The organism is Petrotoga sp. DB-2 (assembly GCF_054051725.1).
In genome coordinates, this window is sequence record NZ_JBSVZD010000015.1 from 24475 (window position 1) to 47439 (window position 22965).

19 protein-coding genes are annotated in these 22965 nt (G+C 35.0%); 14 read left to right on the forward strand and 5 right to left on the reverse strand.

All coding sequences use genetic code 11. The features are described 5' to 3' along the window. Positions 1 to 256: 256 nt before the first annotated feature. The 14 genes from ACW9JY_RS06360 to ACW9JY_RS06425 all read left to right on the forward strand — a co-directional run bounded on the left by ACW9JY_RS06360 (position 257) and on the right by ACW9JY_RS06425 (position 16228). On the forward strand, positions 257 to 463 hold the full coding sequence (locus ACW9JY_RS06360) for a type II toxin-antitoxin system HicB family antitoxin (RefSeq protein ID WP_041534088.1): 207 nt from the start codon (positions 257 to 259) through the stop codon (positions 461 to 463). Between the two features lie 556 nt (positions 464 to 1019). Next, on the forward strand, positions 1020 to 2957 hold the full coding sequence (metG, locus tag ACW9JY_RS06365; RefSeq protein ID WP_457283751.1) for a methionine--tRNA ligase: 1938 nt from the start codon (positions 1020 to 1022) through the stop codon (positions 2955 to 2957). 18 nt (positions 2958 to 2975) lie between these two features. Then, positions 2976 to 5417: a DNA gyrase subunit A gene (gene gyrA / locus ACW9JY_RS06370; RefSeq protein ID WP_457283752.1), complete on the forward strand. Its 2442-nt coding sequence runs from the start codon at positions 2976 to 2978 to the stop codon at positions 5415 to 5417. 35 nt (positions 5418 to 5452) lie between these two features. Then, complete coding sequence (lexA, locus tag ACW9JY_RS06375; RefSeq protein ID WP_103076746.1) at positions 5453 to 6070, forward strand: transcriptional repressor LexA; 618 nt, start codon at positions 5453 to 5455, stop codon at positions 6068 to 6070. Between the two features lie 224 nt (positions 6071 to 6294). Continuing rightward, on the forward strand, positions 6295 to 6729 hold the full coding sequence (gene rpiB / locus ACW9JY_RS06380; protein WP_103076858.1) for a ribose 5-phosphate isomerase B: 435 nt from the start codon (positions 6295 to 6297) through the stop codon (positions 6727 to 6729). Positions 6730 to 6743: 14 nt separating this feature from the next. After that, positions 6744 to 7733, forward strand: a complete 990-nt coding sequence (locus tag ACW9JY_RS06385) for a hypothetical protein (protein WP_457283753.1) — start codon at positions 6744 to 6746, stop codon at positions 7731 to 7733. A 3-nt stretch (positions 7734 to 7736) separates the two neighbouring features. Continuing rightward, on the forward strand, positions 7737 to 8501 hold the full coding sequence (locus ACW9JY_RS06390) for a hypothetical protein (protein WP_457283754.1): 765 nt from the start codon (positions 7737 to 7739) through the stop codon (positions 8499 to 8501). Next, positions 8498 to 9013, forward strand: a complete 516-nt coding sequence (locus ACW9JY_RS06395; protein ID WP_457283755.1) for a ComEA family DNA-binding protein — start codon at positions 8498 to 8500, stop codon at positions 9011 to 9013. The genes ACW9JY_RS06390 and ACW9JY_RS06395 overlap by 4 nt, the downstream gene beginning before the upstream one ends. After that, positions 9010 to 9816 (forward strand): epoxyqueuosine reductase QueH, encoded by an 807-nt coding sequence (locus tag ACW9JY_RS06400; protein WP_457283756.1) that lies wholly within the window; start codon positions 9010 to 9012, stop codon positions 9814 to 9816. The genes ACW9JY_RS06395 and ACW9JY_RS06400 overlap by 4 nt, the downstream gene beginning before the upstream one ends. 16 nt (positions 9817 to 9832) lie before the next feature. Then, positions 9833 to 11221, forward strand: coding sequence for a DUF342 domain-containing protein (locus ACW9JY_RS06405; RefSeq protein WP_457283757.1), 1389 nt, complete (start codon positions 9833 to 9835; stop codon positions 11219 to 11221). Between the two features lie 54 nt (positions 11222 to 11275). Continuing rightward, positions 11276 to 12454, forward strand: coding sequence for a tetratricopeptide repeat protein (locus tag ACW9JY_RS06410; RefSeq protein WP_457283758.1), 1179 nt, complete (start codon positions 11276 to 11278; stop codon positions 12452 to 12454). After that, positions 12420 to 13139 (forward strand): FAD-dependent thymidylate synthase, encoded by a 720-nt coding sequence (gene thyX, locus ACW9JY_RS06415; RefSeq protein ID WP_457283759.1) that lies wholly within the window; start codon positions 12420 to 12422, stop codon positions 13137 to 13139. The genes ACW9JY_RS06410 and thyX overlap by 35 nt, the downstream gene beginning before the upstream one ends. A 312-nt stretch (positions 13140 to 13451) precedes the next feature. After that, positions 13452 to 15713 (forward strand): POTRA domain-containing protein, encoded by a 2262-nt coding sequence (locus ACW9JY_RS06420; RefSeq protein WP_457283760.1) that lies wholly within the window; start codon positions 13452 to 13454, stop codon positions 15711 to 15713. 29 nt (positions 15714 to 15742) lie between these two features. After that, complete coding sequence (locus ACW9JY_RS06425; protein WP_457283761.1) at positions 15743 to 16228, forward strand: HPP family protein; 486 nt, start codon at positions 15743 to 15745, stop codon at positions 16226 to 16228. An 85-nt stretch (positions 16229 to 16313) separates the two neighbouring features. Here the strand turns inward: ACW9JY_RS06425 and hpf are convergent, their stop codons facing one another. The 5 genes from hpf to ACW9JY_RS06450 all read right to left on the reverse strand — a co-directional run bounded on the left by hpf (position 16314) and on the right by ACW9JY_RS06450 (position 22624). Continuing rightward, a complete protein-coding gene (hpf, locus tag ACW9JY_RS06430) occupies positions 16314 to 16913 on the reverse strand; it encodes a ribosome hibernation-promoting factor, HPF/YfiA family (protein ID WP_457283762.1) in 600 nt (199 codons plus the stop codon). An 88-nt stretch (positions 16914 to 17001) separates the two neighbouring features. Further along, positions 17002 to 19296, reverse strand: a complete 2295-nt coding sequence (gene priA, locus ACW9JY_RS06435; protein ID WP_457283763.1) for a replication restart helicase PriA — start codon at positions 19294 to 19296, stop codon at positions 17002 to 17004. Positions 19297 to 19311: 15 nt separating this feature from the next. Continuing rightward, a complete protein-coding gene (locus tag ACW9JY_RS06440) occupies positions 19312 to 21303 on the reverse strand; it encodes an alpha-amylase family glycosyl hydrolase (RefSeq protein ID WP_457283764.1) in 1992 nt (663 codons plus the stop codon). Positions 21304 to 21365: 62 nt separating this feature from the next. Further along, positions 21366 to 22175 (reverse strand): Mrp/NBP35 family ATP-binding protein, encoded by an 810-nt coding sequence (locus ACW9JY_RS06445; protein ID WP_457283765.1) that lies wholly within the window; start codon positions 22173 to 22175, stop codon positions 21366 to 21368. Between the two features lie 32 nt (positions 22176 to 22207). Then, on the reverse strand, positions 22208 to 22624 hold the full coding sequence (locus ACW9JY_RS06450; protein WP_457283766.1) for an OsmC family protein: 417 nt from the start codon (positions 22622 to 22624) through the stop codon (positions 22208 to 22210). Positions 22625 to 22965: the final 341 nt, after the last annotated feature.

Consider the following 22965-nt stretch of genomic DNA (forward strand, 5'->3'; position numbering starts at 1 on the left):
CCTCCGATTTTTTAGCATATTTAATATTTTATACTTTACGAGAAATTATACCATAGAAATATTGTTAAGTTAAATTTTTATTGTAAGGAATATATTGAATCTTTTGGTATAATTAAATTAAGAAATAAAAAGATCCTTTTGAGTGCGTTCTACTACCCACTCATTTTTTAAAGAAAATAGTTGTTTATGCTTATATTGTATCATCAAATATCATAGAAGACAGTAATAATACATATTATACGAGGAGGTACAAACTATGAAATTTATTGTAACAATTGATCGGGATGAGGATGGCATGTTCGTAGTAGAATGTCCTTCTATCCCTGGATGTGTAAGTCAAGGAAAAACCGAACAAGAAGCGATTGAGAATATCAAAGATGCAATAAAGCAGTGCCTTGAGGTGCGAGCCGAAAGAGGTATGCCTCTCACCGTTAGTATGCGTGAAGTAGAGGTATCAGTTTAATGCAGAAACTTCCGCACATCTCCTGATAGCAGATAAAAGGCTGCGTTTCATTTCACCCAGAGTGCCAATAGTAGATTCTTTTATCCGCAAAACGTTTAGCGACTTTCTCTAAATATTTTCACAAAGGGGTAAAATGAAAGACACCAACAGAACGGCAAACATTCACAAAGACTAAACCGTCGAATATCATGAACCCAATTTTCCAAAGATAATCTCAATAAAACCAATAGAAATACCAGTAATAAACTCATCAAACCAAAACACGGATATATAAGAACTAAAAGAAATATTGAAGTAAGGGTAGTAGGTAGATTCTTGGGTTTTAAAATATATATCACTCCTATATTTTTATGTGGGGTGATATCTTTTTGATGATTTTATTAGCGCCCTTTCACCCCGCTGCTATTCATAGGGGAAGGAATGGTAAGGCTATGCCTTGTTTTTCTACCCTAAAAGAATAAACGAGAATACCAAAACAATTTTAATGTGATATAATATTTTAGGCTTCACAATTAGATATGGGAAAGAAGGTTGAACAGTTTTGGAGGTGCCATTAATGGATAAGTTTTACGTCACTACACCTATTTACTACGTTAACAGTGAACCACATATTGGTTCGGCATATACGACGATAGTTGCAGATATAGTAGCAAGATTTAGGAGAATGATGGGGTACGATGTTTTCTTTTTAACCGGCACGGATGAGCATGGACAAAAGGTGTTACAGGCAGCTAAAGAAAAGAATATACCTCCTCAGGAATATGTTGATTCGCTCTCTTCAAAATTTAAAAATTTATGGGATGAAATGGGGATTAGTTACGATCATTTTGTTAGAACAACAGATGATTATCATATAAAGACCGTGCAGATGTTTGTTGATAAGATGATGGAGAATGGAGATGTGTACAAAGGAAAGTACGCCGGTTGGTATTGCATACACGATGAATCCTTTTGGGATGAATCTGAGATAATCACTCAAGATGGTGTTAAACTCTGCCCTGAATGTAACAGAGAATTGAAATGGGTAGAGGAAGAGAATTACTTTTTTAAACTTTCTAAATATACCGAACCGTTGTTGAAGCATTATGAAAATAATCCGGATTTTGTGGAACCATCTTTTAGAAGAAATGAGATGCTACAAATTTTGAATAATGGATTAAAAGATCTTAGCATCACTAGAACTACGTTCAATTGGGGGATCCCTTTAAAGAGCGATCCTAAACATGTGGTGTATGTTTGGGTGGATGCGTTAATTAATTATATAAGTGCGATAGGCTATTCTGATGATCAACAAAAATTTAACAGGTACTGGCCCGCTGATTTACACCTTATTGGAAAAGAAATAAATAGGTTCCATTCGCTGATCTGGCCTGCTATGTTGATGTCAGTAGGATTGCCTTTGCCGAAGAAGGTATTCGCACATGGTTGGCTAACGGTTAATGGACAAAAGATTTCAAAATCCTTGGGCAACGCCGTTGATCCAAGGGTTCTCATGAACGCCTATGGCAGAGATGTTATAAGGTATTATTTGTTGAGGGATATTGCTTTTGGTAGAGATGGAGATTTTTCGGAAGAAAACTTAATTACTCGATACAACGCTGATTTGGTCAATGATCTAAGCAATTTAGTGCATAGAACACTTACGATGGTTGAAAAGTATTTTAACGGTGTCATACCAAAACCTGAAAGAAAGGATAAGGTGGACGAGGAACTCATAGAACTTTTAGAGAGTAAGAAAAACGCTTATTTGAATTTGATGGAGCGGTATCAGTTTACACAAGCACTTGAAAATCTATGGGAAATCATACGTTTTTCTAATAAATACATAGATTTAACAGAACCCTGGATCTTGGGGAATGATCCAAATAAGAAGGATAGGTTGTCCACCGTTTTATACAATCTGCTCGACGTTATTCGAATTATTTCTATTTTGATTTATCCAGTTATGCCTGACACTTCCGAAAAAATATTAAAAAAGATAGGTTATGGTTTGGAAGTTTTAAATCGAGAGAGCCTTGAAAAGGGCCTTTTACACAGTGGAGTTAAAGTTGTGAAAGGTGATCCCATATTTCAAAGAATCGACGTAAAAAGTTGGAAAAGAATAATTAAAACAGTAGATATCAGTAAGGAGGACGAAGTAATGTCAGAAAGTGAAAATGTTCAAAATATAGTAGAGATAGAAGATTTTAAAAAGATCGACTTAAGAGTTGCTAAAGTAGTAAAGGCAGAAAATATCGAAAAATCTAACAAACTACTGAGACTACATCTTGATTTAGGACAGATGGGTGAAAGACAAGTAATCGCAGGCATCAAAAACTTTTATTCACCTGAAGATTTAGTCGGTAAGAAGATAATAATCATCGCCAACCTAAAACCCGCCAAATTGATGGGGGAATTATCCGAAGGTATGCTTTTAGCCGCTAAAGATGGAAACGGTAATCTGAGTATACTCACAGTAGATAAAGATGTTGAAGCTGGTTCAAAGATTTCTTAATGGAGGTAATATCAAGAGATGGACGATAAAATATTTATCAAAGATTTTACTGAAGAATTAAAAACTTCTTACTTACTTTATTCTTTAAGTGTTATTGTAAGCAGGGCTATACCCGATGTTAGAGATGGGTTGAAACCTGTTCAGAGAAGAATACTTTACTCTATGAGCGAATTAGGGTTGAAACATAACTCTTCATTCAAAAAAAATGCCCGTATCGTTGGTGAGGTAATGGGTAAATATCACCCCCATGGAGATGCGGCTATTTATGATGCCTTAGTTAGAATGGGACAACCTTTTACTATGAGGTATCCGTTAGTTGAGGCACAAGGAAATTTTGGCTCGATAGACGGCGATCCTCCAGCGGCTATGAGGTATACAGAAGCACGTATGCCTGAACTGGGAGAGTATATGCTCAAGGATATCGAGAAAGAAACTGTAGATTTTAGAGAGAATTTCGATGGTTCTCTGAATGAGCCCGTTGTTTTACCCACAAGAGTGCCTAACCTTTTGATGAACGGAGCAAGTGGAATAGCTGTTGGAATGACCACCAACATTCCACCTCATAATTTAAATGAACTCGTAGGTGCATTAAAATTGTTAATAGAAAAACCCGACTCTGAAGTAGCGGATCTGTTGAAGTATATTAAAGGACCTGATTTTCCAACAGGTGGCCAAGTTGTTGACGGAGAAGGGTTGAAAAAACTTTATGAAACAGGTAGAGGAAAGATAACGATTCGAGGAAAGTACAGAATAGACGACGAAGGTAAAGGGACCGCTATCATTTTTGATGAGATCCCTTACAACGTTTCTAAGACCGATATCATCGAGCAAATTGTAAAATACGTGGTTAAGGCAAAAGAACAAAAGAAAGATGTTGGGATAAAAGACGTTAGAGATGAGAGCGATAAAGAAGGAATAAGACTAGTAATAGAGTTGAAAAGAAACGCTAACATAAAAAGATTGATCAACGAATTGTTCAAGCACACAAATCTTCAATCCTATTTTTACGTTCAAATGAATGTAATCGATAACGAAAAGCCCTCTTTGATGAATTTAAAGGGACTTTTACAGAGCTTCTTAGACCACAGGGTTAACGTCATAACAAGAAGAACCCAGTACGAGTTAGAGAAGGCAAGAAAGCGTGCACATATCGTCGAAGGTCTTATCAAAGCAGTTCAAGGTATCGATACAGTGGTAGAAATCATTAGAAACTCAGAAAATCCTCAGGAAGCTTTAAAAAATCTTCAAGAAACAATAGGCGTGAGTGAAGAACAGGCAAAAGCCATAGCAGATATGAGATTGATCAGCCTTTCAAAACTTGAAAGCACCAACTTAAATGAAGAGCTGAAAAACCTATACAAAGATATAGAAAACGCTGTGAATATTCTTCAGAACAAAGAAAAACTTATGGAAGTAATCAAAGAAGAGCTCGATGAAGTAGTGAATAAGTTTGGTGATAAAAGAAGAACGGAGATACTATACAACAAAGGGGATTTAGCCGAAGAGGTTGAAATGATTCAAGATGAAGATGTCGTAATAGTTTTAACCAAATGGGGTTACCTCAAAGCCATTCCTTCATCGGAGTACAAGGTTCAAGGAAGAGGCGGAAAAGGGGTAAAAGGATTAAAAATTTCTGAAGAAGATGATGTAAAAGAGGTCATATATACGAACAAATTATCCAAATTAATGCTCTTTAGTTCTGCTGGTAAAGCATATCAAATAAATGCCTACGAAATCGAAACCAGTTCGAAAAGCACAAAAGGCAAACATATCGCTAACTTCATCAGTTTAGATGAAGGAGAAGAGATAAAAAGTATCGTTTCCATATCTTTAGACGGAGATTACGACAAAGACATTCTCATTTTTACAAAACAAGGTAAGGTGAAGAGAACATCTTTGAGAGAATTCAGCAGTGCACGAGCTTCTGGTATTAGAGCCATCAATCTGGTTGATAACGACTCAGTTGTCGATGTAATATTGCTTGATGGAACGGATAGAGATTTGTTGGTTGTGACAAAGCTAGGTATGTCCTTAATGTTCAACTCTTCCCAGGTAAGAACGATGGGAAGAACAGCAATGGGTGTTAACTCAATAAAATTGCGTGAAGGCGATGAAGTGATCAACGTGGTGAAGGTCGATGAAGGCAAAAAACTGTTGTTGATCACAGAAAGAGGTTATGGAAAGAGAGTTTCGTTTCATTCTTATAAGCCACAAAATCGTGGAGGAATTGGGGTAAAAACGGTACGAGACATAACAAAAATAGGTCCGATAGTTTCAACTATGAGTGTTGAAGATGGGAGAGACATACTGATATTCACTAAAAAAGGTAAGGCTATAAGGGTAAATGTAAATAATATAAATGTTTTAGGAAGAATCACCCAAGGTGTTATAATTGTTAGACTGGATGAAGACGATTCAGTTGTAGGAGCGATTGAAGTTCAAGCTAATGATGAAAAGTAGTTTTATAATTATTAAGCATGGAAGGGGTAAATAAAATGGAGGAATTGACAAAAAGGCAGTCACAGGTTCTGGACTTCATAAAATCTTATATGGAAAAAAATGGATTTGCTCCAAGTATCAGAGATATTATGAAACATTTTAATTTTAAAAGTCCAAGAGCGGCACATAAGCATCTCATAATTTTGGAAAAAAAAGGTTATATCGAGCGTAAAAATGTATCACGCGGAATAAAGATGATGCCAAAATCGGGAGAAATTTTTGCCACAGAGACTTTGGCTCCTGTTTCAGGAAAGATAGCAGCAGGAGATGCCATAGAAGCTATACAAACAATTAGCGATTACATTCCCATACCCACTAACTTTTTCCCAAAAAATTACGAATATTTTTCACTCCGAGTTGAAGGAAACTCCATGATAGAAGCCCAAATCAAGAGCGGTGATTTTGTTATAATACGTAAACAAGATTACGCTATGGATGGAGACATAGTGGTTGCATTGATAGATGGAAATGAAGCAACACTTAAAAGGTACAAAAGGCTGAATGAAGACGAAGTGCTGCTTGTACCAGAAAATAAAAGTATGAAAGAGATAAAGGTCAAAGCTGATCGTTTAAAGATACAAGGAAAGATGGTAGGCTTAATAAGAGTGCTATAAAAGACCTCTTAAAAAGGGTGAGCTACAGATAGGAGCCTTACTATCCCTTCCTTACGGGTGAGTTGCTGAGTAATGGATAAAAATTCTTTTATCCCTACGGGTGAGTTGCTGGGTAATGGATAAAAATTCTTTTATCCTTAGGGGTGGGGAGCGGGGCGAAGGGGCGCTAAATACAAGAGTTACTAAAGACGACATTCTATAATCAAAAGGAGCGAATTTCCGTGATGAAAATTGCAATTGCCTCCGATCATGCCGGATATGAAATGAAAGAACAAATTAAGAATTATCTTTTAGAGAAGAAATTCGATATAATAGATTTGGGGACTAATTCCAATGCTAGTGTTGATTATCCTGATTATGCCAAAAAACTTGGTGAAAAAGTAACCAAAGGAGAAGTTGATTTCGGCATAGGTATCTGTGGTACTGGAATAGGAATGTCAATCGCAGTGAACAAAGTGAAAGGCGTACGAGGTGCATTATGCTTGTATCCATCGATGGCAGAATATGCCAGAAAACATAACGACGCCAACGTTTTGGTTTTAGCAGGTAGACTTATGGGCATTGATTTAGCCATCTGGACGGTAGTAAAATTTTTATCGACAGATTTTGAAGCTGGAAGACATAAAAGGCGTGTTGATAAAATAGACGAAATTAGCTAAAAAGGACGAAAAAAATGAAAAGTATCAGTTTCTCAAAGGGTATTGAAAAAGACATTAATATTAATATAAGCCATGGATATTACAAAGAATTTTCTAAAAGATACGCATCTAAATACGGAACGTTGATGGTAATTGATTCCAATTTGAAAAATCATTTAAATACAGGATCCGGTAACAATATCTTTTACGTAAAAGGCGGCAATGAAACCAAGTATTTCGATAAATATTTAGAACTGTGTAAGGTCATGGTAGAAGGTAGTTACAGCAATTTAGTGGTGATAGGTGGAGGTTCCTTGATAGATATGGCTGGCTACGTTTTTCATACTTTGGATTTTCCAAAAGGGACCTTCACAGTTATGCCAACAACACTGTCTTCTATGATATATTTACCCGTTTCGGGAGAATTCTATTTAGATATGAATTACACTAAGAATTTTTTGAAGGTGAGCGGTTATCCCGATCTAGTTTATATAGATCCGTATTTTTGCAAATTTTTAGATAAAAAAGATATGAAAAACCAGTTTTTCTTGGGATATATTTTAGGACTTTTGTTTGACAATAACTTTGCCAGCTTATCTTTAAAGTATTCTAAAAATTTCATCCGCTTAGATTTAGAGGATTATCTTTATTCTGCAGTTAAATTTGTTTTGTCCCTTTACTCTAACGATTTACCTTTTCCTGGGACCAAATTGATGAAATACATAGCAGATACCTCCGTGAAATCTGATTTTGTTCAAAATGAGAGTTTGTCTTTTGCGTTTCTTGTATATTTGAGTTTTAAATTTGGTTATATACATGAGAAAAGGTTTCAAAATATTTTTCAAAACATAAGAAGTTTCGTAGATTTGAAATCATCAAAAATCCAAAACATCAAGGCTAAAGTGAACAACGTACCTATAAAAGAAATATTACTCAAAGAGGACGGCTTTGTGGATTTGCTTTTGAATTTTGGAGAGCTAAAAGATCTCCTTTTAGAGTTTAAGTCTCTTTTGAGAGGTGTATGAATCATGAAAAAGAATAATCAGCGTTGGTTCACAGTTATTTTAATTCTTGTTTTTATTTTACCTTTGATAACCTTCGCGCTGACAACGTATACCATATATTTAAAAAGTCAGATGAACAATCTTAAGCTTAAAATTGAAGAGTTAGATACTAGTGAAACTGTTGCATCAAATGAAGTTGAATCAGCTTCCCAATCTGCTGTCTTAGAAGATTTAGTACTACCACAGATTGAGATTGGCAACACAATGGCAAGGGCCAGTTACAATATCCAAGAGATCGATTATCAAGTGTTGTTGGAAAATTCAGTGACGATGTTAAAACCATATAATAAAGGTGCCGTAAAAATTTTCTACGATCAGCGTGAGGTTTTTGAAGAGGCGTTGTACGCTTTAAACAATGATATACCTTACTTCATTTTTCAAAACGAGGATAAGTATTACTTGTATCGCTCGGATTATTCTTTAGAAGGGGAAGACAAAGAGCAGTACCTATTTTCTATTCAAATCTATTTATATACTACTCCAGCACCAGCTATGTTCCCAACAATGGCGTTAAGACAAGGGGGTATCCCCGCTTTTGTTTTCAACGGTAAGTTTCAACAGAGTAACGAAGATTATTGGGCCATACTCGTGGGTCTGTTTGACGATTATAACGAGGCACAAACATACCTGAAAAATATGGATGAAGACCTTGTTTTTGAGTTAACTGGGCTCAGTATAGCTGACAGATTCACTAAAGGTATCTACTTTAGTGGAGTAGAAACCCAGTGAGAAAAAAGCTTCTTTTCCCGGTATTAAGCATAATTGTAATCATTTTGCTCGGGATTTTAACGGTTGATCGATATCAAGTTGGAGAAGAAGGTAGTCTTAATTCTTATCAGGAAAATAAAATAGACCTTTTAACGGCGTCAGTTGAAGAGTTGATCGGATTACCTGGAATCGGACCCGCCAAGGCACAAGCGATCATAAATTATAGGCAAGAGAAAGGTTTTAGAGAAATAGAAGACATTATGAACGTTTCTGGTATAGGAGAAAAAACATTTTCAAATATTAAAGACTATATTTATCTTTCAGAGGTTATTTATGAAGTAGTGGATGATAAAGTAAATATAAACGAAGCATCCAGTGAAGAATTGGAAAGTTTGCCTGGAATAGGAGAAGTGTCTGCACAGAAAATCATCGAATATCGGGCTATTAAACGTATACGCTCTTTAGATGATCTAAAAAAGATAGGTATTCCATATTCTACGATAGAAAAAATGGAAGGGAAGATAGTATTTTGAAGATTTTCTTACACGTTTGTTGTGCGCCTGATCTAACGGTTTCTTATAGGAAACTAGTAGAACAAGGATACGAACCTATTGTGTTTTTTTACAACCCGAATATTTATCCCCTTCAAGAATATTCCAAAAGATTGAATGAAGTTAAGAAATTAAGCAATATTTGGGGATTTCAACTCTACGAAGGAGATTATGAACCTGATAAGTTTTTAGAAAGGATAAAGGGGAAGGAAGAAAGTCCCAAAAGATGTTATGAATGTATGAAGTTGAGGCTTGAAAAGACGAAAACCGAAGCTAAAAGATTGAATTTTTCTATCTATTCAACAACTCTTCTTGCTTCTCCTAGAAAGTCTCACAGCGATATTTTAGAAATAACAGACAATTTGGATAAAGAAGAAAGCCCGACTTTTAAGTATATAAACTTCAGATCCGATAATGGTGTTCATATGGCTGCACAAATATGTAAAACTTACAATATTTATCGTCAGAACTACTGTGGTTGTTCTTTTTCTTTGGATGAATCAAAAAGATACGAAGAGCAGTCTAAACAGAAAAATTACAAAAGTTTAGTTGAGATACTTGGAGAAGAATTAACCCAAAAATACTTTAAATATTACAAAAAAGACTTGCTTAGAATCCCACAAGATATTCCAGCAAAACTTCTAGAAAAAGTCGGATTGAAAATTTTGAAATATTTGAAACCTCAGATCATCCTAATAAAAAAGGAAATAGCCCAAGATTTTAACATCCTTACAAGTTCCAGATACAAGATTGGTAATTGGAAGGGAAAAGTGATATTATGGTGAAAGAGGGGTAGTCTAGATGGCTAAGTACGATCTGCGAATCTCTGAAGATGGAATGGTGGCATCTTTAAAATTAATAGATGATGGGCGACCACCTACTATTGGCGGAATAAAGGCTTTTCTAAAGGAAAAAGGTGTAGTAGTGGGGATAAAATCAGAAGTTATTGAAGAAATCGTCTCTGAACCCCAATTTGATAAGGAATACGTTATTGCTTATGGAATACCTGCAAAGGTTGGAAAGGATGCTAAGTTAATATTTCAGAAGAATATTGAAGAAAAGCTTAACACCACTGAAAATAGCTACGTTGACTTAAAAGAAAGTAGCCAGCTGATAATCGTAAAAAGAGGAGACATATTAGCAGAGATAATTCCTCCAACTAAAGGTGAACCTGGAAGAAGCGTACGTGGAGAAAAAATTGAAGGCATTCAGGGAAAAGAGTTAAAACTAAAGTTAGGCAACAATATTATAGTAAACAACAATAAAATAATTTCAAAGATAGATGGGAAATTCATCAGTAAAGAAACGTCAAATGGTGAGATAAGTTTAGATGTTTCAGACGAGCACAAAATAGATGGGAATATAGACTACTCTACTGGTAATGTTCGCTTTCCCGGAAAGTTAATCATCAACGGGGATGTTAAATCAGGTTTTCATGTTGAGGCTACTTCTTATTTAGAGATCAAAGGTGTAGTTGAATCTGCTACGATATTTTGTGAAGGGGAAGCCAAAATATTCGGAATAAAAGGTGCCGGAAAAAGTTCGATAAAGGTTAAAATCTTGAGGTGCAATTACATCGAAAACGCCAATATTGAAGCAGAAGAAGATGTAATAGTTAAAACAGCCATTGTCAATTCTAACATCAAAGCAGGGAAACATGTCATTGTTGAAGGTGGGGCTGGAAAGATTTCAGGGGGGTATATCTTAGCCACCAATCTTATAGAAGCGGAAATGTTGGGAAGTGAAATGGGTGTCAGAACCATCTGTGAAGTGGGAGTTTTACCTGACCTAAATGAAGAGTTAAATAAATTAGAACAAAAAATTACCCTCGATATGGAGAATCTTAGAAAACTTAATTCGATAATCAAAGGGATCCAAACTTTAAAAGAAAAAGGTAAAGTAGACCCAGTGAGGTTAGAATACTACAAGAAATCTTTCAGCACCTACAAAATGCTCTTATCAGAGGTAAAATCAGATAAAGAAAAGCTGGAAACGATTAGAAATCAAATTCAGTCATCTAAAGAATCTGCCTTTATCATTGCAAAAAAAGTGGTATATCCCGGAACTGAAATAATAATTCATAAGAAAAAATTTATGCCCACAAAGCCAATCACTAAGGTAGTGTTTAAATTGGAAGATGATGAGATAGTTCCACACGGTTATCAATCGGAAACAAATGTTTCAAGATAACAAACAAAACAACAAGGCGAAGGGGCGCTAAAAAATAATTAGGAGAATTGACACATGTATCGACTTCTTAAAAAAATATCATTTCTAATTCTTTCCATTTTTATTATAACTTTGAATATCTATGCCGGTAATTTAGATAGCTACGTTTATACTTTTGATTCTGATCAATTATTAGTTTCCTCCCAGAAGAATTTAAACGTTTTAGGTTTATATTTAAAATATTATGAAACAGGTAATGAAGAATACAAAACGGCTGCTAATCAAACCAGGCCTTATATACTTTCTTCTTTAAAACCTGATGATTCAGCTGCTCTGAATGTTCTTTCCGAATACTATCCTGGCAATGAAGAGCAAAGTATCAATAGGATTGAGATATTAACCAATAATTATCCCGACTCAGTGATTGTTAATGCCCTCAATGTTTTATTTAATTTCGAAGTGTGGCAAAAAACCAAAAATATGGAAACATTTAATGAAATTTTAAGTTCCATTGATATAATAGAGAAGGCAATCGGAGAGAATCCTTTTTCAGTTTATTACAAATCGCTTCTAACGTGGGAAGCGGCAAGCCTTCAAGAAAAAAAAAATATATTCAAAAATCTAGAAAAAGTTTATTTTTCTTATCCCTCAAACAGAAAAATTCAAGAATTGTTGATAGTTCAAGCTTTTGAATTAGGTAAGTTTGAAGACGTTAAACAACTATCAACAAACTATGTAAATCTCTCACAAAAAGACGAAAGGATCATGTTTTTAATAGCCCTTTCATATTACAATTTAAATGAAAAATTAGAATCAAGAAAAATCGTCGATTGGATTCTCCAAAATTCTAATAAAAAAGCCGTACTCTCGAAAAGTTATGAGCTTTTGGGCGATATTTCTGAAACGAACTCTCAGAAGATAAATTATTATAAAACCGCTATTGATCTTGATCCTGAAAATGCAGAGGCTTTAACTAAACTTGGAACAACTCTGTACGAAAGTGATAAAACCAACACGGATAATTTGACAATTTCAAGAATTTATTTAACCAAAGCACTCATGTACGATCCAGATAATTCTGAAATAAAACAAACTTTGAACACTATAGATAGGAAACTCACTACAAGAAATTTTTTGACCACGTTGTTACCGTTATTTATAGTAATTTCAGCGATATTCTATATAGTATTCAAATTTGGGAAGGAGAAAGAAATTGACAATGACCAATCAAGAAGACAGCCTCACGACAAATAAGGAATCTATCAAAGTACTAGATAAAGGCTTTGTTACCCTTGTTGATATAATGGGAGATGACAGATCTGCAGTTAGAGCCGCGAGAGTCTCGCATGGGAAAGATATATCTACCGATGAAAAAGACAGAAAACTCATAAACTACTTGATGGAACATGGCCATCTATCTCCATTTGAACATATCACTTTTACATTTCATGTAAAAGCCCCCATCTTTGTTGTTAGACAATGGTTTCGTCATAGGATAGGAATGTCTCCCAATGAAATCAGTAGAAGATACACATCGAAAAACGTCAACGAGTTTTATATCCCAGATCATATCAGGGTACAAGATACAAAAGACAAACAGAGTAGTAATGTATACTCCGATGAACAATTAAGAGAAGAGGCTCTTGAAATTATAGAAGAAGTTTACAAGAAAAGTTACGAGGCTTACGAAAAACTTATAAATATGGGTGTAGCTAGAGAAATGGCACGTATTATACTACCCGTAGGGGAATACACTGAGTTTTATTTAACTACGAATGTTCGGGCCCTGATGCATTTCTTGGATTTAAGGGCATCTTCACATGCACAATGGGAAATTCAACAGTACGCTAAGGCTTTGGCACAATTTTTTCAAAAAACTTGTCCGTGGAGTTATGAAGCATATTTGAAGCATCAGTACAAAGGGAATCTTTTAAAGTAGCTTCAATAGTGGGCTAGGGGACCGCAGGTCCCTTTCTAAGAAATGCGGGGAACGAGGTATAAGAGTGCAAAAATATGCTTTATAAATAAGCTTTTGATTTTAGATGGGTCACAGGGCGGAGCCCTCCCCACACCGGGTTAGGGGACCGCAGGTCCCTTTCTAAGAAAGGCAGGGAGCGTTTTGCAGCTTTGTGCAAAATGGTTTGTTTTGCAATGTTTTTAAATGAATTTGCCCTTGATTTGGGGTTATTAAGGGGAACCCCCTTAACGTTCAATGGCGCTATCAAACTACAAAAAATTAGGAGGTTTTAATATGAAAAAACATTTTCTACTATTTGCTATCTTTCTCATTGCAGGATTCGCGTTTTCGATAACCCTTTTAAACGACATTTCTTACAACGTAGACATATCTTATGCAGCAACGGATGTTGAAAGGGTACTAACAAATTATGGTATACAAGAAGGCACCTATGTGGGGGATATAGACATTAGATTGGCTATACAAGAAATACTAAAGTCAGGTTATTTTACCTCTGTTTCTTATAATTTGGACGAAAATGGGAATCTAGAACTCATATTTAAGCCCAACCCCATCGTAACAAATTATGAAGTTGAGATCTTAGGTGATGAATTGATAAACAAAGAAAATATTCGTTCTTCGATCAGTATAAACACCAATATCCCATTGAATCTAAATGATTTTCAAACCACCATGAAAAACATTCAAGATTTGTACATAAAAAACGGTTACCAATTCGTTGATATATACTCCAATCTAAAAATGACAGGGGATGAAATCACTTTAGAAGCAACGGAGATAAACAATAAAGAATATTCATCAGATACCTTGGTTTTCATTGTGAAGGAATATTCTCTCTGGGATTTAGAATTAAGGGGAGAATTAGCCCAACTGGATAAAGAAAACATAAAGGAAAGAATCGGTTTTGATTTTAGAAAAGATTGGAATAGCAAATTCTTCTTATTTAGGCCCAACGCCAAAGAAACCTATCCAAGTTTTCAAAAGGTTCAAAATATATTGAACTCGTTAAATCAAATACCGTTTTTTTCTGCTGACACGAATTTGCGTTTTGAAGTAACCGAAGTAGAAGAAAACGAAGGTGGAGAATTATTACTTGTTTTAGAAGGCAATTTAAGAAAAATTGTTCCTGAAGATCCAGTAATAATAAACAAAATATCTTTTATTGGAAACGAAAGTTTAGAAGAGTTTAGATTGAATGAGGTTGTGAATGAATTCGTTCCGTTAGGAAACCCTGTGAGTAATTTAGACCTTCTATACGCTTACGACAATCTTCAAAAGGTTTATTACGACAACGGATACATTTACACATTAATTACTCCTAAATACCAAGATAATGAATTAATATTCGAAATAACGGAACCAAAGGTTGGAGACGTTGAAATAACTCAGGAAGCGACCGCTAAAACTAAACCATACATAGTTGAATCTCTAGTGAAGATAAAACCAGGCGAAGTTTTTAACCAGCAAAAATTACAAGACACGTACACATCCTTCATGGGAACAGGATTTTTTAAAGACATTAAAATACAGCCCATACAGCAAGCGGAAGATGTAATAGGTTTTAAGATAACCCCTATAGAAAGTGGAAAACTTGGAAAATTAATGGGAGGTGTCACCTGGACCTTACCAGAAGACCAAGAATGGTATCAAGGTTTTACAGGGGAGCTTGAGGTTCAATTTTTAAATCCTTTTGGATACGGACAAACATTCTCTCTTAACTCAGCTTTAAATCCTATGAGAAATTACTATTCTGTCGGATTCGATTACGATGTTATTAAGTTAGCTGGTAGTAACCTTGATTTAGGTGCTGGCATACATTATACGGTAAGTGAAGCTGGAGAGTATTATTCGAATATCGGAGGAGATGCAACGAACTATCTGTCGTTATCTGTTGCTCCAAGATACAGTATACAAGACTTTTCTTATATAACAAGTTCTTTTACCTACAATAACTACAAATTAGTGGATGAAAGCAATCTTAATGTACTTTCTGGATCAGCCGGATATTTATACAACAGCTTAGACAGCCCTTATAGGCCACATAATGGTCAATATTTCCAAATCAATGGTATAGGAGGGGTTGAAACAAGTAATACCGATAATTACTATATCGGTGCCACCACTGAAGGTAAACTATTTTACAGTTTTTATAAATTCACACTGGGAAGTAGGCTAAAATTAGGTACCGTGTATAATTCCAACAGCAATTCTAACCTTAATTATCAATTCAATGTTGGAGGAATGTACTCTGTAAGAACTTCTGATTTTTACGAACAAGAAGGGGAAAATTTACTTTTATTCAACACCGAGTTGGCTTACGAGCTTGCCACAGGTCAAGTTCCATTGGATCTCATTGCCTATTTTGATTACGGTAGCGCTCAAGATGATGTTAGTAAACTTTTTGATGATAGCATCCTGTCCTTTGGTGGTGGATTAAGGTTCACAGTTCCTTTATTAGGACAAATAGGCTTTGGATATGGATGGGATGAGGCTTTAAACGGAAAGGTTTGGTTTGGTTTCGGTCAAACATTTTAAACTAACGTTCTTTTAAGGGGAATCTCTAGTTGGACGAAATTTCTAATATTTTAGTAAAGTTCAAAAAAAACTGGAAGAAGTATGTTTTTCAAAGTTTATTGGCTACCATCACGATCTTTTTCATACTATTGATTTTAAATGTTCAAGACAGGCCTATAATAGTTAGTTCTTTAGGGGCATCGACTTTTATAGTTTTTGCGATGCCAAAAAGTATGGTTGCTAAGGCTAGAAACTTGGTGGGTGGGCATGCGGTAGGATTTATATGCGGAAGTATTTTTTCTTTTTTGCTTAACGGTAATTTTGTATTCTCTAATTTATCGTACGCCCTCGCCGTAGGCCTCTCAATATTTCTTATGGTTGTCATAGATACAGAACATCCACCAGCGGCCGGAACAGCACTGAGCTTGAGTATAACAGGGTTTAGCTTAAATGCCTTTCTGTCAGTTTTTATCAGTGTGGCGATCTTGGCGGTTGCCCATCACTTTCTAAAACCTTATATGATAGATTTAATTTGACAAAAAACATAGGGCCTTTGAAATCAGACCCTATGTTTTTTTCTTAATCAATTTTTATCGAAGGCATCCCTTTTGTATCTAACAATTATTCATTGAATTCTATGAGACCTAAATCTCCATCTTTTCTTTCGTAAAGCACGCTGATAGCATCATTTTCTGGATTTCTGAAAACGAAAAATGAATGACCCAAAAGTTGCATTTGTAACATTGCCTCTTCAACGTTCATAAGAGTTAGATCAAAATTTTTTGTTCTCACGATTTTGGGAGCATCGGGTTTTTCTTCACTCTCTGCTTCACTTTCTTCAGCTAAATCAAGATTTTTAACGTCAGGATTTTGAAGATTTTGTTCTATTTCCATTCGCACCTTTTTTTCAGCTCTGCTTTGTTCTTGTAAACGATTTTTTAGCTTTCTTATTTTTCTTTCCAAAGAATCTGTTACCTTATCAATAGCTTCATAAAGATCGTTGCTTCTTTCTTCTACTTTTATGATCTTGCTTAAAGGTTTAATGTGGGTAGTTATTTCTACTTTGTATATACCCCTTTCTTTTGTGATTCTGACATCAGAGGGAGAGACGATATCGGAATGTTTTTTGAGCAGATGGTCTGGTTTACTCATCCTTTTTTCGATATAATTCTCTAAAGCTTCGGTAAGTTCTACTTCCTTTGTATAAACTTTATACTCCATCTAAATCACCTCCAGATTTGAATAGTTGCTATACTTATATTTCTATATTTTGGGGATAAACGTGAAATAATTGTTTTTATAAGAAAACTTATACTAATGTGGTGGGAGGGTTAACATAAATTTTGATGTCTCTAAAATGTGTTTTAAGCGATGAGAATAAAAACTCATGATTTTTCTTTTTACTTTTTATAATGATTTGATACCTATAATTTCCTCTTAATTTGGAAATGATGGGTACAACTGGTCCTAATATTTCAAAATCATCCTGATTTTCAATTTTACCCAACTCTTCGACGATTTCATTTGCTTTAGCTTTTGCTTTATCAGCAGAAGGGTGGTTCACTAAAATCAAAAACAAGGTTACAAATGGAGGATAACCGTATATTTTTCTTTGTTCGAGATCATTCTCGGCAATCAGGTCAAAATTATGATCAATTAAAGATTTATAAATATTATTTTCTGGTTCAAAACTTTGAATGATGACTTTGCCTTTTTCTTTCCTGCCAGATCTCCCGGCAACCTGCATGAGCAAAGAGGCTGTACTTTCTTGGGCGTTGTAGTCGGGGAAGTTGATATATCTATCAGCGTCAAGAATAACTACTAAATCTAGATCTTGAATATCCAAACCTTTAGTGATCATCTTAGTCCCGACAACGATCTTTTTCCCAGGTTCTTTCATGAAATTGAAAGTGTTTCTTAAATCTTTGAATGTTTTTATAACCGTTCTATCAACCCTTACCAGAGGTTGTGAAGGGAACAACTTAGCCAATTCAGTCATAACCCGTTCCGTACCGAAACCTCTGGTTTGCAGCTTAAAGCCTCCACATTTTGGGCAAAAATTTGGTAATTCACTTTCCTTTCCACAGTAATGGCATCTTAATTTTCTTTCTTTTTTATGAAAGGTTAATGAAACATCACACTCATCACATTTAAATATATATCCACAATCACTGCAAATTACATAATTGGCATATCCTCTTGTTGGTGTAAAAACAATTACTTTTTTGTTTTTTTTCAAAGAAACTTCTATATTTTCTACTACCTTTTTGCTGAATATCCAGTTGTATTTTTCATCTTTTTTCATATCAACTAACTGTACTTCAGGCATTTCGGTAAAATATCTTGTTTTTATTTTTTCAAGATAAAAGGAGCCCGTTTTTACTTTGTGTAGATCAACAACCCGTGGGGTAGCTGATGAAAGTATCAGTTGAATATCTTCTAAATCTTTTCTAAAACAAGCTGTATCTATTGCATCGTAACTAACGTTTTCTATCTGATAGTAAGATTGATCATGTTCTTCGTCGATTATAATCATTTTTAAATCTTTCATGGGTATGAAAATGGCGCTTCTTGTTCCTATGACTAAATCTAATTCACCATTCACGGCTTTATACCAAGTTTGCACTCTTTCACTACTTGTAAGTCCAGAATGGTAAAAAGCTGCATTGTAATTAGCGAATCGTTTTTTTAACCTGTTCATTAGTTCTGAGGTTAAAGAAATCTCCGGAACCAAAAGAAGTACTTTCCCACCACTTTCCAAAATAGGTCTTGCCACCTCGAAAAATACTTCGGTTTTACCGCTCCCTGTAACCCCATACAATAAATGTGGTTTATCAGGATTTAGCTGTATTGCCTTAACTGCTTGTCTCTGTTCATCATTTAAAGAAACTTCTGTATTTTCTTGGCAAGCCGTTGTACTTTCTGATAATTCTATTATACCTTTTTTCCTTAAGGTGTTCAAAACGGTGGAACCTTTTTTCACAATACCTTGTGAGTACAGATCGCTTTCTAAGGTTTCACCGTTTATGGAAAGATAATTTATTACCTCTCTGGCAGATTTTGATACATTGAACTTCCACGTCTCTTTTAAGTCCATTTTTAGACTAACAAACTTATCTATTTTCTTTGTAAATTCTTTTCTATATAGTTCTATCTCAATTAAATTCGAATCCAAATATTCTCTTAACTGCTTGTTGGCTTTTGAAGCATTATCAAAAGATTTTAAAAACTGCTTGTAAAAAATAGGTTTTTGAATAGGAGCTAAAGAACTTTTAGGTATAATTCTCAGTTTATAAATATCCGAAGAAAGAGGAGGAAAAAACAATCTTGCAACCTCCCCAATAGGAGCCATAAATTTTGAGCTTACTTTTTCCATAAGTTTGATGTGATTCTCATTTAATAAACTTTTATTATCCAATGGAAATGCGATCTCTTTTATTTTGCTAAATTCGGTGCTTTCAGCTTCTTTGTAAATTAAGCCAGAAAGGAACTTACCTCTTAAATCAATAATAACCCTTTGACCTATCTCTAATTTTTTATCGCTTTTGTAGGTAAACCCATTAAAAACCATTTGCCCTATGGGGATTACTTCATAATAATACATCTAAATCCTCCAATTTCACTCGCTAACAAGTACAAGAAAACTTTTACCTGGCATTTTTTCTATGGTATTAAAGCTTTCTCCAGTTAAGATATCTCTGTAACTTCCGTTCAAATCATACTCAATTTCAATTTGTGAATCTTTAGAATTTAGTGCAATTATGACATTCTCTGATTGATAGCGCCTTTCATAAATTAGAACACTTTCATCGGCATACAATACCGTATAATCACCTTTTCTTAAGGCATTACTTTCTTTTCTTAATTCAGCTAACTGGGAGTACAATTCTAAAATTTCCATATTCCACTTACTATCATCCCAATAAAATGGAACCCTGCAAAATGGATCTGTGGTCCCCGTCATACCTATTTCATCACCGTAATATATTAGAGGAGATCCTATAAACGTCATTTGAAGAACAACAGCTAATTTCATTCGTTGTGTATCTTCACCGAGGGCCGTTAGTATTCTTTCAGTATCATGTGAACCTAAAAGGTTCCATAACCCATGCAACACTTGTGGTGGATATTTGTCTATGTATGCGTTAGTGGTATTAATAAAGTTAATAGCCCTTCCACCTTTGGCATATGCAATAGCCGCATCTCTGAAAATGTAATTCATAACCGAGTCGAAACTTGGATCTTCAAAATAAGAAGTGGCATCTCTCCAAAATTCTCCCACAACTAAGGCTTCTTGGTCTATGCTTTTAATATTCTCGTAAAGAGCTGACCAATAAGTTTCAGGGAGTTGATCGACCGCATCCATTCTCCATCCATCTATCCCAAAACTCATCCATTTACCAATTACCTGATTTATGTATGCCCTTACTTCGGGATTTTCATTGTTTAATTGAGGGAGATCAGCGTATCCATGCCAACCTTCGTAACTTTCTGTGGATTTTTTGATAGGAAACGATTTGATATAATACCAATCCAAATAATTGGATTTTTCTTGTTTGAGAAAGTTTTCTTTCATGGCGAAGAATTCAGTTCCAGTATGATTGAATACACCATCTAAGATTACTTTGATATCTGATTCATGTAACGCCTCTATCATATTAGAAAAGACCTCTTCGTTACCGAAAGAATCATCAATTTTTAAATAATCAGTTGTATCGTATTTATGGGGAGTTTGAGCTTCAAAAATGGGGTTGAAGTAGATCGCTTCCACCCCAATGTATTCTAAGTGGTCAATTGAATCAATGACCCCCTGAAGATCTCCACCATAAAAACCAAAAGAAAGAGAATTTCTGTTGTGAGGGCCGTTCCAACTATAGGTCCCTTGCGGATCGTTGGAAGTATCACCATTTCTGAATCTATCAGGAAATATTTGATAATAGATCCTTCCTTTTGACCATTCTGGTATATCAAAATAAGAAATTATAGGATGATTAAAGTCGAACTCAAAAAACTCTTCTGTTCCGTTGAAACCGTATATTATTTCTTCGCTATCGTGGATCAAAAATCTATACTTTAAAACTTCAGCTTCGGTAAATACGTGAAACCTATAAAGGATGGTATTATTGAACTCTATTACAGATTTTTGTATAGAAGATGCGTTAGCTTGTAGTTCAACGTCTTCAATATCATTTTTTTCGAATTCTATTGAAAGATATATTTCACCCTTTTGGACCGGATTTATATATCTTCTTTCGTTATCGAAATAAACCTTTTTAATTGAGCCGTCTCCAACTTTTGGAAAAACAAATGATTCTTGAACGGTGCGTACATTGAAGATTTCACCGTTATAGGCTTGTACATCCTCGTTTGAAAAATCTATCGTTCTTTTTCCATCTACGATGAATTTATACAGGTATTCGCCAGGTTCTAAATCAACATTGTAACGCCATAGTCCCGTGAAGCTTTTCTCCATGACGATAGGTTCAAAGTTGTTAAAACTGGCAACTAAATAAATAGAAGTTGCTTCTTTCGAATATAAAAACGTAGTGCTAACAGAAAAAGAAACTACAGCAAAAGTAAGTATCATGACAACGAATAATACTTTCTTCATGAAAGTAACCCCCCTATCAATGAAAAAAGTTTACTGATTCGAGACAGTGATCTAATACCTCATTAACTAACGGCTTCTACTTTTTCTATTACCGTCTTTGCCAAGTTAACGTAGACATTAGTTACTTCTGGAGTTCCGAAATAAGCAACAGGTTTACCTGCATCCATGTTTTCTCTGACAGTTGAATCCAAAGGAATTTGTGCAAGTAATTCCAAATTGTATTTTTCTGCTAAAGATTTTCCACCATTTTCACCAAAAATGAAATGTTTAGTCTTACAATTTGGACAGATAAAATAAGACATATTTTCAACTATCCCGATAACTTGCTTATCCATTTTTTTTACAAAATTAATAGCCCTTTCCACGTCGTCTTGTGAAACGGTAGAAGGTGAAGTTACGATCAAAGCACCCTTAATCTTTTCCACATTTTGGAAAACCGTCAGAGGTTCGTCTCCTGTACCTGGAGGTGCATCAATAATTAGATAATCCAATTTACCCCAAGCAACATCACCAATAAATTGCATTATAGCACCTGTTTTTAAAGGACCTCTCCAGATAACAGCATCATTATCGTTATCTAAGAATTGGGAAATAGAAATAACTTTTATTCCGTGTACTTCAGGGGGTAGTATTTCTCCTCCCAAAGCAGATACTTTAGCTTCCCTTCCTCCCAACATTCTTACTACATCGGGACCATGTAAATCAACATCCAAAAGGCCTACTTTCCTACCTTCTAGAGCCAAAGCTACCGCTAAATTCACCGCAACGGTAGTTTTTCCAACTCCTCCTTTACCGCTCATAACCATAATAACGTTGTCTATATTTTCAAGTTTTTGAGAGATTTTCTCTTTTCGTTCCTTTAAGTTAGCCATTTTATTCCTCCTAAAAATTATTGTATTTAAATTCACTCAACAATCTTTACTTCGTAGGTCATTTCTGTGGAACCTCTAAATGTAGCGGTTGCTCCACAATATTTTTCTTGTGAAAGTTGAGCAGCTCTTTGTAATCTATCCATAGGTAGATCTTTCCCCTTAAATTCGAAAATTATATGAATCTTCGTGTATTTTTTGGGATGCTCCTCACTTCTTTCTGTTAATATTCTCAAATTCAATGCATCGTACTTTACTTTCATTTTGTCCAAAATCGTTACCACATCTATCCCTGTACACCCACCTAAACCAGCGATTAAATACTCCATGGGTTTTGCACCTGAGTCATAGCCAAGGAACTCTGGATCTGTGTCCACATGAATATCATGACCAGAAGGTGTTTTCATGTAAAAATGACTACCGTATGTGTTTTGCAATAGAAATTCTGTCAATGTTAAAACCTCCATTTTAGTTTTATAGCGCCCCTTCGCCCCGCAGCCCACCCATTATAAGGAAAGGGGAATCAGTGTTTCACCCTGCTCCTCACCTATATACTGAATTTAATTCTTCTTAGTATTAAATTATATCATGAAAAAGTAAGTTATAAGTTGAAATTAAGTTTCTATAGGTTATAATTTTGCCATGAAATGTCGTGGAATTTTGAATTTTTTTGCTACCCATTTATTTTACAGTATTTGATAGTAAAACATATTGACGGCTGTATAATAAAAATGGTTGATGAGATACTTGACAAAAGGGATAAAAAAAGATATCACTCCTCATAGAACAAAAA